This is a genomic window from Ramlibacter sp. (assembly GCF_035655895.1).
Classification (GTDB): Bacteria; Pseudomonadota; Gammaproteobacteria; order Burkholderiales; family Burkholderiaceae_C; genus Ramlibacter.
Window position 1 is genome coordinate 131,230 of record NZ_DASRTN010000011.1, and the last position, 14,594, is coordinate 145,823.

At 64.2% G+C, this 14,594-nt stretch carries 10 protein-coding genes; 4 read left to right on the forward strand and 6 right to left on the reverse strand.

Annotated features, from left to right (window positions below; all coding sequences use genetic code 11):
* Positions 1-151 precede the first annotated feature (151 nt).
* The 3 genes from VFE82_RS13025 to VFE82_RS13035 all read left to right on the forward strand — a co-directional run bounded on the left by VFE82_RS13025 (position 152) and on the right by VFE82_RS13035 (position 2,908).
* Positions 152-859, forward strand: coding sequence for an SOS response-associated peptidase (locus VFE82_RS13025; RefSeq protein ID WP_325000749.1), 708 nt, complete (start codon positions 152-154; stop codon positions 857-859).
* Positions 860-1,278: 419 nt separating this feature from the next.
* Entirely contained in the window at positions 1,279-2,280 is a 1,002-nt protein-coding gene (locus VFE82_RS13030; RefSeq protein WP_325000750.1) for a phosphoribosyltransferase-like protein, read from the forward strand.
* Positions 2,246-2,908 carry an NADAR family protein gene (locus VFE82_RS13035; protein ID WP_325000751.1) on the forward strand — a complete coding sequence of 221 codons (663 nt, stop codon included), beginning with the start codon at positions 2,246-2,248 and terminating at the stop codon, positions 2,906-2,908. The genes VFE82_RS13030 and VFE82_RS13035 overlap by 35 nt, the downstream gene beginning before the upstream one ends.
* A gap of 25 nt (positions 2,909-2,933) precedes the next feature.
* Here VFE82_RS13035 and VFE82_RS13040 read toward each other — a convergent pair whose 3' ends face one another.
* The 5 genes from VFE82_RS13040 to VFE82_RS13060 form a co-directional block, all read right to left on the reverse strand.
* A complete protein-coding gene (locus VFE82_RS13040) occupies positions 2,934-4,037 on the reverse strand; it encodes an ImmA/IrrE family metallo-endopeptidase (RefSeq protein WP_325000752.1) in 1,104 nt (367 codons plus the stop codon).
* On the reverse strand, positions 4,000-4,602 hold the full coding sequence (locus VFE82_RS13045) for a hypothetical protein (RefSeq protein WP_325000753.1): 603 nt from the start codon (positions 4,600-4,602) through the stop codon (positions 4,000-4,002). Before VFE82_RS13045 ends, VFE82_RS13040 begins: the two co-directional genes overlap by 38 nt.
* Positions 4,603-5,025: 423 nt before the next feature.
* On the reverse strand, positions 5,026-8,241 hold the full coding sequence (locus VFE82_RS13050; protein ID WP_325000754.1) for a type I restriction endonuclease subunit R: 3,216 nt from the start codon (positions 8,239-8,241) through the stop codon (positions 5,026-5,028).
* Complete coding sequence (locus VFE82_RS13055) at positions 8,238-9,575, reverse strand: restriction endonuclease subunit S (RefSeq protein ID WP_325000755.1); 1,338 nt, start codon at positions 9,573-9,575, stop codon at positions 8,238-8,240. Before VFE82_RS13055 ends, VFE82_RS13050 begins: the two co-directional genes overlap by 4 nt.
* Positions 9,565-11,151 (reverse strand): class I SAM-dependent DNA methyltransferase, encoded by a 1,587-nt coding sequence (locus VFE82_RS13060; RefSeq protein WP_325000756.1) that lies wholly within the window; start codon positions 11,149-11,151, stop codon positions 9,565-9,567. Before VFE82_RS13060 ends, VFE82_RS13055 begins: the two co-directional genes overlap by 11 nt.
* A 647-nt stretch (positions 11,152-11,798) precedes the next feature.
* On the opposite strand from VFE82_RS13060, the gene VFE82_RS13065 reads away from it, so the two are divergent.
* Positions 11,799-12,575, forward strand: coding sequence for a hypothetical protein (locus VFE82_RS13065; RefSeq protein WP_325000757.1), 777 nt, complete (start codon positions 11,799-11,801; stop codon positions 12,573-12,575).
* 129 nt (positions 12,576-12,704) lie between these two features.
* Here VFE82_RS13065 and VFE82_RS13070 read toward each other — a convergent pair whose 3' ends face one another.
* Complete coding sequence (locus VFE82_RS13070; protein WP_325000758.1) at positions 12,705-14,210, reverse strand: DUF3987 domain-containing protein; 1,506 nt, start codon at positions 14,208-14,210, stop codon at positions 12,705-12,707.
* Positions 14,211-14,594: the final 384 nt, after the last annotated feature.

The following is a 14,594-nucleotide window of genomic DNA, read 5'->3' on the forward strand; positions in this document are numbered from 1 at the left end:
CCGCCCGCTCCTTCCAGGCGGGTGGCCGCGTCCGCCGCGCCACCATCCGGGGCAGGCCGACAGGCCGTTCACGCCGCAGGCCGTCCGCTCCGCGCCGCACTGCGGACTGCGAGAGCGACGTGGCAGCAGCCCCGTGGGTACGATGCGCGCCATGTGCTCGAACTACATCCCCGTCAGCCGCCGGGACCGGCTGCTCGCGTTCTTCGGGGTGACACGCGACCGCGACGACGAGCCTGTGGACACCTGGCCGCTGGGGCTGGCCCCTTTCATCCGGCTGGCGGAGGATGGCTCGGGCTTCGAGCGCATCGTGGACGACGGCATCTTCGGGCTGCTGCCGGATTTCGCCACGGAGCTGGCGTTCGGCCGGCGCACCTACAACGCCCGCAGCGAAACGGTGCAACGGCTGCCCAGCTTCCGCGAGTCGTGGGCCCGTGGGTGGCGCTGCGTCATCCCCTGTGAGGCGCTCTATGAGCCGAACTGGGAAACGGGCCAGTCCGTCCGTTGGGCCATCCACCAGGAAGGTTTCGTGCCGTTCGGGGTCGCCGGCATCTACCGCCAGTGGCGGCATCCGGACGGCCGCGAGGTGTTCAGCTTCGCCATGCTGACCGTCAACGCCGACACGCATCCGCTGATGCGGCGCTTCCAACGACCCGAGGATGAGAAGCGCATGGTCGTCATCCTCGATCCCGAGGACTATGGGAACTGGCTGACCTGCCGGGTGCAGGACGCGCCCGCCTACCTGCGGCAGTGGCACAGGCCGCTGGTGGCGACACCCTCGCCCCTGCCGCCGCGCGCGCCCAAGGCCAGCAGCGTGCGAACCGTGCGACCGCCGAAGCCGTCGTCCGGGACGCTGTTCTGAGCTGGCCCACCAGGATTGCGGGGCCGGAAATCGGCCGAGCCGGGCTCCTGCCGACGGCAGCCGCCCCGGTCAACGGGGCGGGAAGGACCTCATCGTCCATCGCTCGTGGGCCTCGTCGCCGGCGCCCCCGACAGGCCGAAGAAAAACGAAAGGCCCCGGAAGGGGCCCTGACGGATCCGGCACTTGGCAGCTGCCGGGAAAACTGGGGTGGCTGATGGGAGACCATTGGCCACTCGGCGCCCTCAGGAGCTTCAAGCCTTTTTTTCGGCCTGCCCCACGCGTCTGTGCTGCAGTCAGTGTAACAGGCTCGTCGGCGGCGACACCGGGCCGGGTGCCAGCGATTTCCAGGTTGCCAGGTTGTTACAGCTGAGTACCATGAGCGTTTTGGGGGGACCATGACGGAGCGCGATCAGCTGTGCATGTCCATCGCGGACACCATCAAGACGTACGAAGGGGAGATCAAGGCAACGCCTGAGCACGTCGACAAGTGGGCATCTCAGTTCACCAAAGCGACACAACTAGACTTTCTGCGGGAAGTCGACCATGTCATGAAGGAATGCTTCGTCACCAAGGACGACGTGATGAAGTTCCTCACGATGCTGGTGACGAATAAGGACCTTACAGGAGGGGACCCGAAGTCCTACTGGGCCAAAGCCAACTTCCTGAAGATTCAGAAAAACGGGAAGAGCCAAAAGGAGATGCTGGCCTTGTTCGACTCTGCCCTGCAGTCGGCTCTCGGCCTGAAGTTGAAGGACTGCGGTGGAGGTCGCGACTACATCTACTTGGATGACATCCTGTTCACCGGCGGCAGGGTCGCAACGGACCTGCGGGACTGGATTGCTAATGCTGCGCCAGGCCAAGCGCACGTTAACGTGATCTTGATGGCCTTCCATACCAGCGGACAGTATTGGCAGGGCCAAAAGCAGCTGCCGCAGGCAGCAAGGGATGCGAAAAAGCAGATCACCTTCCGGTGGTGGCGGTGCGCCGAGATCGAGAACCAGAAAAATCGGAAGGACGTTTCTGGCGTTCTGTGGCCGGCCGTCGTTCCGAACGTCAAAGCTGTACAAGAGTACGTCGCGGCAGAGAAGAAGAACCCCTTGGTTCTTAGAGTTCCGGGCGGCCCCGTCGGGGTGTTCACCTCGGAGCAAGGTCGCCAGCTCCTCGAAAGCGAACTGCTCATTGCCGGCGTCAAAATCCTGTCGCAGGTAAACAATCCGAAAGCCTTCATCCGCCCCCTGGGCTGCGGCCCGTTCGGGGTGGGGTTCGGTGCAACCTACGTTACTTACAGGAACTGCCCGAACAACTGTCCCCTGGCACTCTGGTGGGGCAAGCTTGAAGGCACATCGGGTGCACTTGACTGGTACCCGCTGTTGCCACGAAAGACCTATGGTCACTTCGACTGGGACGACATTGATTTCTGAGAGCCTCCGTACCTACGCGGCTGACCAGGTGGTGGTGGTTTACCGCACGAAGGAGGACTTCGGCGGGTTGTCGAACATGGCATCCGGCTACCCCCTGCGGGTAAACGGGGTGCGGATCCTGACATCAGAGGCGTTGTATCAGTGCTGCCGTTTCCCGCACCTTCCGCACGTGCAACGCGAAATCATTGAGCAGACGAGCCCAATGACCGCAAAGATGAAGAGCAAGCCGCATCGAGAGCACACTCGTTCGGACTGGGATCAAGTGCGTGCGAAGGTGATGCGTTGGTGTTTACGCGTAAAGCTTGCACAGAACTACGAGACGTTCGGTCGACTGCTGCTATCTACTGGCGAACTGCCCATCGTGGAGCGATCCAGGAAGGATGCCTACTGGGGGGCTAAGCTCTCTGCAGACGAAGCATGTTTGGTCGGGGAGAACGTCTTAGGCCGGCTCCTGATGGAACTCAGAGAAAAGCTTAGGGGCGATGCAAAGGGGGAGTTGAAAACAGTGCTTCCCCTGAGCATCCCTGATTTCCTTTTGCTCGGGAGACCGATTCAGCCAATCTCGACCGGCGGCCCTTCCAACCACGACATCGAGGTGAAGCGGGAACAACCGCCGCTGTTCACGTAATCTCTTCGGCGCGTCGCGGACGGGCTCATTTAACCCGGCGAAGCCGCGGCTGCGCCGGCTGTAGCTGATAGAGGCGCTGCAACTCGTCGAGGTTCATGTGCAGCACCTGGCCAAGCTCTTCGAGCGACAGGCCTCCTTCTTCCAGACTGTGCTCGAAAAGGCCAGGCACCAAAGTGGGTTCCTCCACCGGGATGTCGAACGCCACGGGCTCGCGCGTGCTCCAGCCTTTTGCGGCGCGCACCTTCCACAAGTACTCCACCTGTGTTGGCCGAATGGCCTCGAGGTCGGAAGCGCGGTACACAAGTGCGCCAATCGACACTTTCCAGATCGGCTTCATCGCGGCCGCCTTCGCAAGCGTGAGACCCGAGAGCTCCGGCCGGATGTCGTCGGCTGGCATCAGGAACGCCGACGCAAATGCGTCGGCCTGCTGCTCCATCTCAGGCGAGGGATAGGCATGCATGACCAGGTGGCCGAGTTCGTGAGCAAGCGTGAAGCGAAGTCGATCGCCTGGGAGAGCGCTGTTCACGAAGATGATCGGCGGCAGCCCCGGCACGCGGTAGCTAGCCGCGTCAATCTTGGCCTGGTCCATGTCGCAGCGCATGACAATGCACCCCGCGCGCTCCAAGCACTCGGTCACAGAGGCAACGGGTCCCCGAGGCAGATACCAAGCACGCCGCACCGCACCTGCGACTTCCGCCGCCCCGCCACTGAAGTCGTCGGGATCGCAGGCTGGCAGGGTCAGCTCCGGCTCGAAGTCGACACTCCGCAGGAGCGTTCGCGTGTGCGCAATGCGCACGTTGAACTCCGCGATCAGCTTGTCCAGCACCTTCTGTCCGACGGAGGCGCGCTTGCGGTACATGGGATGGGCGCTCATCGGCGGCCCGTACTCTCGCTCCGGTTGAAAGAAAAAGCTGCGTGGGCAGCTCAAGACATTCGAGAACTGCGCCAGGGTTGCCTCGGTTATCGGCTTCAGCCCCTGTTCCAACTTGGAGTAGGAAGCCTGGCTGATACCGGCGCGCTCGGCGACTTCCGCTTGGCTCAGGCCGAGCATCCGCCGACGGACGCCTAACAACTCATGTCGGAACGCTTCGCTACGCTCCTCCACCCGTGCCGTGTTTGCCGCCACCATTTTCTTTGCTCCTTTTTGACTTCAGCACGCGTTTCGCCACCGACGGGCCAGCGGGCGCTTGCGGCGCAAACGGCAGCACCTCCTGCCGGTCGTCACCGCCACCCAGCAGGTCCAGGTGCCAAGCGATGTATTCGCGATGGCGCTGCACGAGGCAGATACGCTCCAATTCGGTTTCGGACTCGTCCAACACGTAGACCAGCTCCAGCCGCTTCACGCCGGAGCCGAAGAGATCATTCTGTTGATCGTGATACGCGAGGGCCAGGGGCGTGGGGTAGTTGCGGGACAAGAGAGCTTTCGATGCCTTCTTGAACCTCACGAACACCTTGTTGTGGAAGAGCAGACCCTCCCACTCCCGCATGGTCTCGACCCGCACGTTGCTGTCTTCGCTGAATGCGCGCTTCGCCCCGGCGATGAACTGGTTCCACACGCACGAAGCTCGGACACGCTTGTGCTGCACCTGGGGCGCCAGTGGATTTGTCTTCCAGTCATCCCACGCCTCGCGAACCACGCGGCGCAGGATGTCGAAATACGGGCCAAAGAACGATTCCGCCTGGGCAGCTGTCATCACGACCATGGTGAGTCCTTTCGAGGCTCAACAATAGCACGATTTGCGCCGTTTCCAACGGAAAATTATTCCTTGTTCTATTTCGGCAACGGCCTTGCGGCGGCGGAAGTCCTTAATCGGCCTGCGAAGTAGTCAGCGACGGCTACCTTCAGCTCGCTGGCCTGCTGCCGCCCAGAGCGGGCTGAACGGTATACTTGAGTTACGAGATGCGTAGCGCCTCGTAGCGCCCGTAAGGGTGTCGCCCGAGAGGGCGTGGATTTGAACACCAACTGAGCTACACGGCAGAACGAAAACACGTAGCAAGAACCTCCAGTGGGCGCTGGGTCCGTTCAGCGGTCAACGCCAGACGATTAGTTCCTCTTGATACCAGCCCCGAGCCGGCTACGCGCCTCTCGGGGCTTTTTCTTTGCTGCGATGTGCGCGTCACGCCGACACCCACTCGGCCGACAGCGACTCCGCCTGTCTGAGCACGGTCTCCGTCGCCTCCTCCTGCCGGTCCGGCGGATACTTGTACCGGCGCAGCAGGGTCTTGACCATCACGCGCAGCTTGGCGCGGACCGTCTCGCGCTTGGCCCAGTCCACCGTGACCGACTTGCGCAGGTTCTGGGTCAGTTCGACCGCGATCTTCTTCAGCGTCTCGTCGCCCAGGTCGCGCACCGCCGCCTCGTTGGTGGCCAAGGCGTCGTAGAAGGCCAGTTCGTCGTGGTTCAGGCCCAGGCTCTCGCCGCGCTGGGCGGCTTCCTGAAACTTCTTGGCCATCTCGATCAGTTCTTCGATGACCTGGGCCGTCTCGACGGCGCGGTTCCGGTAACGGGTCAGGCTCTGTTGAAGCAGTTCGGAGAACTTGGCGCTCTGTACCACGTTGGTCTTGAAGCGCGATTTGATCTCCCCCTTCAGCAGCCGCTCCAGCAGTTCGACGGCCAGGTTGCGCTCTTTCATGTGGCGCACGTCTTCCAGGAACTCTTCGGACAGAACCCCGATGTCGGGCCGCTTCAGGCCGGCGGCGGAGAAGATGTCGATAACCTCATCGCTGACGACGGCGCGGCTGATGATCTGCCGCAACGCGTGTTCTTTCTGCTCGTCTGTCAGCTTCTTGTCTGTGCCGGCGTGCTTGGTCAGCGCCGCCTTGACTGCCTGCAGGAAGGCCAGTTCGTCGCGCCACACCAGGGCGTCATCCAGCGTGCAGCACAGGGCAAAGGCCTTGCTCGCGGCCAGCACCCCGTCCGCGAAGCGCTTCTTGCCGTCGTCCAGACCCAACACGTGGTTGGCCACTGCCGGCAACAGCTGCCAGGCCTTGCTGCGGAAATCGCCGTACTCGACGCCGTGCAGCATGTCGTGCAGCACGTCCATCTGCTCCTGCAGCACGGCCAGCGCCTCGTGCGCGTCGATGGTCGGCTTGCCGCGGCCGTGCGCCTGCGTGTATGCGGCCAGCGCCGCTTTCAGCTCGTTAGCGATGCCGATGTAGTCAACCACCAGGCCGCCGGGCTTGTCCTTGAAGACGCGGTTCACCCGAGCGATAGCCTGCATCAGGTTGTGCCCGCGCATCGGCTTGTCCGCATACATCGTGTGCAGACAAGGCGCATCGAAGCCTGTTAGCCACATGTCGCGGACGATCACCAGCTTGAACGGCTCGGCCGGGTTCTTGAAGCGCGTCTCCAGTCGCTTGCGCACGTCCTTGGGGTAGATGTGCGGCTTCAGCAACGCCTTGTCCGAGGCCGAGCCCGTCATCACCACTTTGATCGCGCCCTGCATCGGGTCGTCGCTGTGCCAGTCTGGCCGCAGGGCGACGATGGCGTTGTACAGGTGCACGCAGATGTCGCGGCTCATTGCCACAACCATGGCCTTGCCGTCCATGGCTGTCAGGCGGTTCTCGAAGTGGGCCACGATGTCGGCCGCTACTTTCTGGATGCGCGGCGGCGCTCCGACCAATTGCTCCAGCGCCGCCCAGCGGCGCAGCTTCGCCACCTTGGCGGCGTCGCTTTCCTCGTCCTCAGCCAGTTCATCGACTTCGCTGTCCAAAGCTGTCGCGTCCGCCTCCTTCAGCTCCAGCCTAGCGAGGCGGCTTTCGTAGTAGATGGGCACGGTTGCGCCGTCGCGCACCGCCTGCTCGATGTCGTAAATGTGGACGTAGTCTCCGAACACTGCACGCGTGTCACGGTCGTCCAAGCTCACCGGAGTTCCGGTGAACGCCACGAAGGTCGCGCCAGGGAGAGCATCGCGAAGGTGCTGGGCGTAGCCCACCTGCATGCGGCTGGCTGCTGCCGCATACCCCTGCGCGGCCGCCTGCGACTCGTCGCCGGTGGCCAAGGGACCGACCGATCCGGGGACGAACTGCGCGGGTTGTGAACTCACCGCCGGCGGAGCTGGCGGCGTCAGCCGGGCCCCGAAGCCGTACTGACTCCGATGCGCCTCGTCGCAAATGACGACGATGTTGCGCCGGTCGGAGAGCACGGGGAAGGTGTCCTCGTCCTCGCCCGGTGTGAACTTCTGGATCGTCGTGAAGATGATGCCGCCCGAGGGACGGTTGGCCAGCAGCCGGCGCAGTTCGGGCCGGGTGTCGGCCTGCGCGGGCGTCTCGCGAAGCATCTCGCTGGCGGCGGCGAACACGCCAAAGAGCTGGTTGTCCAAGTCGTTGCGGTCGGTCACCACCAGCAGCGTTGGGTTGCCCATGCCCGGGTGTGCCATCAGCGCGCCGGCCAAGCAGGTCATCTCGATGCTCTTGCCTGCGCCCTGGGTGTGCCACACCACGCCGCCCTTGCGGGTGCCGCCCGGGGCTGAGGCCCTCAGCACGCTCTGCACCACGGCCCGCACGGCGTGGAACTGATGGTAGCCCGCCACCTTCTTTACCAAGCGGCCATCGTCCTCGAATAGGATGAAGTGGCGCAAGTACTCCAGCAGCAGCTCGCGCTGGCACAGGCCCAGCACCAGCGTCTCCAGCTCGCGCATCGCGCCGAGCGGATCAGTGGCCACGCCATCGATGGTGCGCCAGGCCATGAAGCGCTCGCGGTCGCTTGTGAGCGAGCCCATGCGAGCCTGGATGCCGTCGCTGATGACCTGCAGCGCGTTGGCGTGGAACAGGTCGGGGATGTCCTGCTGGTAGGCTTGGAGCTGGTTCCAGGCCGCCCAGATGTCGGCGTCCTCGTCGCCAGGGTTCTTCAGTTCGACGACCACCAAAGGCAGGCCGTTCACGAACAGCACCACGTCAGGCCGGCGTGTGACTTTCGGTCCCTGCACGCTGAACTGGTTGACCGCAAGCCAGTCGTTGGCCGACACGTCGGCGAAGTCCAGCAGCCGCACGCGGTCCCCGCGTGTATCGCCGTCCTTCTGGAACTCCACGGGCACACCGTCAACGAGCCAGCGGTGCACCTGACGGTTGGCGTTGGCCAAGCCCGGAACGTTGGGGTTGAGCACACGGCGCAGCGCGTCGTCGCGGGCCCCGGGCGGGATGTGCGGATTCAGCCGTGTGATGGCCTCGCGCAGCCGGCCGGGCAGCGCAACCTCGCGGTAGTTGGCGCGCTCGGTGCCCGCGCTCCTAGCGTCAGGCGGGGAGATGTCGGGGCCGTGGGCAGTAGACCAACCCAGGCCAGAGAGCCATTCGAGCATGGCCTGTTCGACAGCGTCCTCGCTGATGCCGCTCATGCGGTGGCCTCTTCAAGTCGAGAGTGGGCGTCTGCGAGGCGGAGCTTGCCGGAAATGAGGCCGGGCAGCAGGGTGCCTCGAAGGTCTTCGAGCGTACGCCAGTGCACCTTCTGCACGTACATTCTTTCGAACAGCGCGTTCACTGCGCTGTGGAATGCCGCAACTAACTCCCTCGACGGGACCAACACTGGTAGCGCCTTCACCGCCTTTGAATTCGTCGCGTCTGCAATGGAGGACGTACTGCCCAAGGTCCGAAAGTCGAACGCCTTGAGGTAGCAATACAGGTACGTGAATGGCGGGGAGTCCCCGCGGGCTTTGAAATGCGCGATAGCTTCGTTCGTGCACATGGGGCCGTCGGTGATTGAGAGCCTCCCCACCGTTAGCTTGAAACTCACTAGCACTGTACGACTCGGGACGATGCGCACATTGAACTTCGACACCGCCTCGTGTGACAGGAACTCTGAGCTCCTGCTCGCTATTGCGCCTTCGTCGCCCATGTCCTTGATGGATAGCCAGCGGACGTCGCCGTCGCCCTCTGAAAACCACTGCGGCTCTTTTCGCGGCGGCGTCTTCCCGATACCAACATCGAACAACTGCTCTGCGGGACGGTAACTCCACCCTTTCGGAATCAAGCCTAAAGCCGATTCCTCGAAATGGGCAGGGAACAGCGCCGCCGTGGCGGCGTCCATCCCTTCCGGCTCGCGGTCTTCTGCCTTAGCGCGTACGGGTTCGAAGTCGACGAACCAGCTCTTGAACAGGGCTTGCGCGATGGATTCGAGAGTGATGTTGGCTTCGCGCAGCAGGTCGATTCGGTCGTCTAAGACTCCCAGCAACTCGGAGATTTCGACCTGCTTGTGGAACTCGGGCACCGGCACTTGAACAAGGCGCAGTTCTGCCTGTCGAATTCCCTGTACGGTCGTACCGGAGGCGCGACCGAGTATGTCAGCTCGGACTTTGTCACTCTGCAGCGCGTAGTACAGAAAGCGGCCGTGCAGACGACCTGCCTGGGGGCGAATTGCGAATAGCCGCTGCCCCAGTACCCAATCGACGTCCTCTCCGAGGAAAGCCACTTCGCCCAAGGGAGCTTCCGACGTCATGATGACGTCGCCCCGACGAAGTGGCGTGCGCATCCACTTCCTATAGAGGCGTTCATCGACAAAGCGCGCCTCATCCGCATCGAGTTGAACGCGCCCGCCCTTTACAAGCTTCGCAGAAACAACTCTGTGTCCCATTGAGGTGAAGTCTCCGCCGAGCTTTAACGGGGTAACCCCGCGCCGGTCCACGATGTCCTCAACGACGTCCTCGAGCTTGAACCAGGGCAACTCAGACTGCATAGCCCATGGCTCCTAGTTTCTCCCGAATCACGGCATCCAGCTCCGCCCCCTTAGCCATCTGCTCGGCCAGCTCCGTGGTCAGCCGCTCCATCTTCTCGTTGAACGCTTCGTCGTCGTCCTCGGCGGCCTCTGAGCCCACATAGCGCCCTGGTGTTAGCACGTGACCGTGCTCGGCAACCTCGGCCAGCTTCGCGGCGCGGCAGAAGCCGGGAACGTCCGCATACGACTCGTCGGAACCATCCTCACCATCGGCGCGCCAGCGGTGCACGGTGGCCGCGATCTTCGCCACGTCGTGGTCATCGAACACGCGGTTAACGCGCGTAGCCATGCGACCGAGCTTGCGGGCGTCGATAAAGAGCACTTCGCCGCGCCGGTCGCGGCCCATCCTGCTGCCTGGGACGGCGGCACCGCTCTTGTCCTTGGACAGGAACCAGAGGCAGGCAGGGATCTGTGTGTTGAAGAAAAGCTGCGGCGGAAGCGCCACCATGACGTCGATCAAGTCGGCTTCGACCATCGCCTTGCGGATGGCACCCTCGTTGTTCTGGTTGCCGCTCATGCTGCCGTTGGCCAGCACCACGCCGGCTTGGCCGCGTGGGCTCAGGTGGTGCAGGACGTGCTGTAGCCAGGCGTAGTTCGCGTTGCCCGCCGGCGGCGCGCCGTACGCCCAGCGGCGGTCCTCCGTCAGGCGATCGCCACCCCATTGGCTGTCATTGAAGTGCGGGTTTGCCAGCACATAGTCGGCACGCAGGTCCGGATGCTGGTCGCGGTGAAAGGTGTCGGCTGGCTCCTTGCCCAGGTCGGCGGCAAAGCCGCGGATCGCGAGGTTCATTTGCGCCAAACGCCAGGTGGTGGGATTCGACTCCTGGCCGTAGATGCTAATGTCGTCGGCCTTGCCGCCGTGCGCCTCGATGAATTTTTCGCTCTGCACGAACATGCCACCCGAGCCGCAACAGGGGTCATAGACACGGCCCTGGTGCGGGGCCAGCACCTCGACCAGCACCTTCACCACCGATGCCGGCGTGTAGAACTGTCCGCCCTTCTTCCCCTCGGCGCTGGCGAACTGACCCAGGAAGTACTCGTAGACCTCGCCGAGCAGGTCCTTGGCGTGATGCCCTTCGCCGAAGCCGATGGCCGAAATCAGGTCTACCAGTTCGCCCAGGCGGCCGGGTTCGAGCTGCGTCCGGCCGAAGCGCTTGTCCAGGATGCCTTTCAGGCGCGGGTTGTCCGCCTCGATGGCTTCCAGCGCGGCGTCGATGCGGACCCCGATGTCGGCCTGCTTGGCCTGGGCGCGAATGGACTCCCAGCGCGCCGGCGCCGGTACCCAGAAGACGTTGGCCATCGTGTAGTAGTCCCGCTCCTCCAAGGCCTCGGCGTGGTCCTCCGCGTCGGGCAGGTGGAGGTCGGTAGACGGGTCCGCAAACGCGGCCTGGAGTTGGGCCCGTCGCTCGTCAAATGCGTCTGAGATGTACTTGAGGAATATGAGGCCGAGGACAATGTGTTTGTACTCGGCGGCATCCATCGAGGAGCGCAGCTTGTCGGCGGCCGCCCAAAGGGTCTTTTTTAGGTCCTGGTTCATCCCTGCAAACTTCTCAAGATCTTGTCCGGACAGAACACCGGCGATTTAGCTCGACAGGATAACTGCCAGATGCGGAACCATGGTCTGGTAGATGCCCGCTCCTGTACCAGGAGCGGGCATGCGCCCGACCCCCAGGGCGGGCCCAAACGCGGGCCGGCAGGCCGGCGTAAAGCCGCGAAGCGGTGGGTCGCGACAGCGGCCCACTCCGGGACCGCCCACGGTCCCGGAGCGTGGGGGCGCCGCGGTGCACGAAACGGAGCCCGCAGGGCGGAGTGGCCCGCGGCCCACCGCGGGTCGGCTCCGTGGGGGCGAAGCCCCGGCCCCGGCAGCGGCCGGGTCCCCGGGGCGGTGGCTGAGCGCAAGCGGTCGGTGGCCGTGCAGGCCGCGACAGACACGGCGCGCCGGGGACCCGGCCGCGAAGCGGCAGGCCGCGCAAGCAGGGGGCGGGCCGTCCAGGCCCGAGCCGACCCCGCCGCGCCCTAGCGCGGTCGCCGCTTTGCGGCGAGTCGGCGGTACCCCGGGGATCCCAAGTCCAACCCGGAGACTGCGCGCGCAGGTGCGCATGTAACGCGAATGTACGCGCGCATGTGGTGCCGCACGGGCGCCCGCAGCGCTACACGGCTGATCACAACCAAGACCGACACGCCATGCGCCCAAAGTGCCCCCGCGACAGCCTCGAAGACCAGACGCCGCAAGAACGCGCGCAAGAGAAGGCGCAGTTGGTTTGCGCCTGGCTGGCCGTGATGGGCCACAGCACGGAAGCGATCTTGCGGGAGGTGCTACGGGTGAAGGCCAGGGGGATTTGCGCGCGGCTGCAGCGGGCCGGACTTCTCCGGCGGGTAGCTGTCCCCATGTCCGCGGTTGCCGTTTGGGCGCTCACCGCCGCGGGGGTGAGGCTGGGCGAGTTCGCTTTGCGCCGGCGAGTGAGCTACTTGACACATCCCGAGCGGCTCACGCTGTCCCGACTTGCGCATGAAGTCGCCGTCCAGCGAGAAGCTGTGGCGCGCCTGCAGACCGACCTGCCGAGCCTGCGCCGTCTCAAGGGCGATCGTGAGCTGCGCAGCATCGATGCCGCTGCACGGCCGGATCTCCTGGTGCGGCACATTGACCAGAACGGCATCGAGACCACGGTGTGCATTGAGGTGGAGATCACCTCGAAGGGAAGACGAGAACTGATGGCCAAAATGCGTTCAATCCTTCCTCTGCTCACGCCCAGGACCAGGTGGCTGTGGGTCATTTCGGAAGGGACGACTACATGCGAGCGATATGCCCGAACCTGGGCGGAGGTCGTGGAGTCCGACGGCGACGGATACGCGGTGGACCGCGCGCAGCTTCACCGCGCTTGCATCATGCAGCCGCCGGCTGCAAGGGCGTCTCGTGCTATGTGTGGCGATCGAAGCCCTCAACCGAACAGAGGGCTGTGATCTGGATGGCGAGACGCGCAGCCTCGCCTTGTTGTTCTAGTGGGCTGCTGCACGGGTGGCCGGGGCGATTCGCGCGACACACACGTGCGTCGCGCGAATCGCGGCCCCCCGGGGCCGCAAGTCACGGAATTACGGGATCAGCTCGAAGCGGCGGCCGACTTGGCGGACCAAGCCGAGGTGCATGAGCAGGTCGAGAGCCGCGCGCCGGCCCTCCGCCTTTCGCGGTTCCGGCCCGAGGTTGAGCTTGTCGCTCATGGTGCCGCCGTGCTCCGCCATGTACGTCACGATCCGCAGGGCCGCTTCGTCCTTCATGGCGTCCGGCGCAGTGACGAGCGCGTGGGACCAGCAGGCAAGCGAGTAGTCCACCAGCTGCTTGGCGGACGAAACGTCGCGCAGGCACACGGACGATCGACCACCCCAGGCCGCGAGCACGCCTGAAAGGCGACAGACTTGCTCCGTCGCCCGGATAGCGAAAGGGCGGATGTGCTGCATGGAACCCTTCTTGGCCTCGTATTCGTAGCCTTCGAAGGCACGGACCAGGAACTCTCGTGCGTCCGGCTCCAGGGAGAGCACCTGCAGCTCGCGTTCTTCACTGAGGAGAGAGAGGAGGGACGCGGCACGGGCGCAGTAGGCGAGCATGGACTCGTTCGTTGCCAGGTTGAATGCACGTCCCAGGCGCGGCTTTGACTCCGGAGGGATGGCATACAGAAGTCGCGGAAGGAAGCCGACATCTGCCAGGAGTTGATCGCAAATGATGGCGCCGGTTGCGCGGGGTTGCGCGGCCAGCGACATAACCAGGTGACGGTCGTACAGGTGGACGTTCTCTCCCGACGTGACCCTCGAATACGAGAGCTCGCCCGAATCCCACAGAGCGTTCAAGGTCGCTCCAGTCGACAGCTTGTTCTCGCCCTTGAACGAGTAGCTGCCGAAGAACACGCCGCCTTCGCTGGACATGAAGCCCAGAACCCCATACTGGACCTTGCCGAGGTCGCGCAAGATGGCAGGCACCGTGCCGTCGCGAAGGAGAAGGCGGCGATCCGGATGGGCCTTTTCCCAGCTGATGACGGGCGCCAGCGCGATGTTCTCTCCGGTGGTCTTGCCATCGCCCGAACTGGCCTCGGTCAGGAAGTAGAGGTTCAGCGGCTTGGGTCCGGTCAGTGATTCGACCTTATACACAGCCGCGGTCAGGAGCGAAGCTGCGGCGAGGAAGGCTTGAGCGGGCAGTGCCTGTTCAAGTTGGGCCTGGCTTGCAACGATCTTGACCACGTCGGCCAAGTCGCCGAGCGCATCGACAGGATAGGCGGGAGCAGCGTCGGACTCCTTGTTCGCGATCCGCTCCGCCGCGCGCTCGACGACATGTTGCCACTGTGCGCGCGAGGGCTCGCGGCTTTCCAGCTCCGCCGGCCGCGGAGGGGACGCGCTGGCCTTCTTGACCACCATGGGCTCGCGTGGAGTTTCGCGGCTTTCCGGCCTTGCCAACTGCAGAAGGGGCGCATTGGCCTGCTGGGTGACCGCGGGCTTGGTCTGGCGAGCGCGAAGGCGGCGTTTGACCGCTTCCATGACGGCTTTCGCTGCCGGGATTGCGGGGTGGTTGGCGCCGCTGAGGGCGGCAAGGATCTTGTTGAGAGCGTTCATCGATTTCCAGGTTGAAGTGGGGAACTCCCCACCGGCTAGGCCTGAGCCGCGCCGGGGAGATTCGCCTATAGCGCCTGGTAATTCGGCGGCACTTGCGTGCCCGGCCCCTTTCCATCCGCTACGGCGAGGCTCCTTTAGCGAATGGAAATTTCGAGCGCCCATAACTGCGTCGCCGGCCGGAACGGACTAGATTGACGGAGCCGGAGCCGGAGCCGGAGCCGGAGCCGGAGCCGGGGACGCTTCAGCCTGTCACCCCCTGCGCGAATCGCGCGAAAGTAGTCTCGCGTCGCGCGATTCGCGCAACCCACCCGCACGGCGGTCCTCACTTGGGCAGAGATCTGACCCAAACGCCCAACGCAAAAAAAAGCCCCGAACCAAACGGTT

Bases quoted from the DNA above. Each gene is read 5' to 3' on its own strand.
- VFE82_RS13025 (WP_325000749.1), top strand. From the start codon at position 152: ATGTGCTCGAACTACATCCCCGTCAGCCGCCGGGACCGGCTGCTCGCG.
- VFE82_RS13030 (WP_325000750.1), top strand. From the start codon at position 1,279: ATGTCCATCGCGGACACCATCAAGACGTACGAAGGGGAGATCAAGGCA.
- VFE82_RS13035 (WP_325000751.1), top strand. From the start codon at position 2,246: ATGGTCACTTCGACTGGGACGACATTGATTTCTGAGAGCCTCCGTACC.
- VFE82_RS13040 (WP_325000752.1), bottom strand. From the start codon at position 4,037: ATGGTGGCGGCAAACACGGCACGGGTGGAGGAGCGTAGCGAAGCGTTC.
- VFE82_RS13045 (WP_325000753.1), bottom strand. From the start codon at position 4,602: ATGACAGCTGCCCAGGCGGAATCGTTCTTTGGCCCGTATTTCGACATC.
- VFE82_RS13050 (WP_325000754.1), bottom strand. From the start codon at position 8,241: ATGAGCGGCATCAGCGAGGACGCTGTCGAACAGGCCATGCTCGAATGG.
- VFE82_RS13055 (WP_325000755.1), bottom strand. From the start codon at position 9,575: ATGCAGTCTGAGTTGCCCTGGTTCAAGCTCGAGGACGTCGTTGAGGAC.
- VFE82_RS13060 (WP_325000756.1), bottom strand. From the start codon at position 11,151: ATGAACCAGGACCTAAAAAAGACCCTTTGGGCGGCCGCCGACAAGCTG.
- VFE82_RS13065 (WP_325000757.1), top strand. From the start codon at position 11,799: ATGCGCCCAAAGTGCCCCCGCGACAGCCTCGAAGACCAGACGCCGCAA.
- VFE82_RS13070 (WP_325000758.1), bottom strand. From the start codon at position 14,210: ATGAACGCTCTCAACAAGATCCTTGCCGCCCTCAGCGGCGCCAACCAC.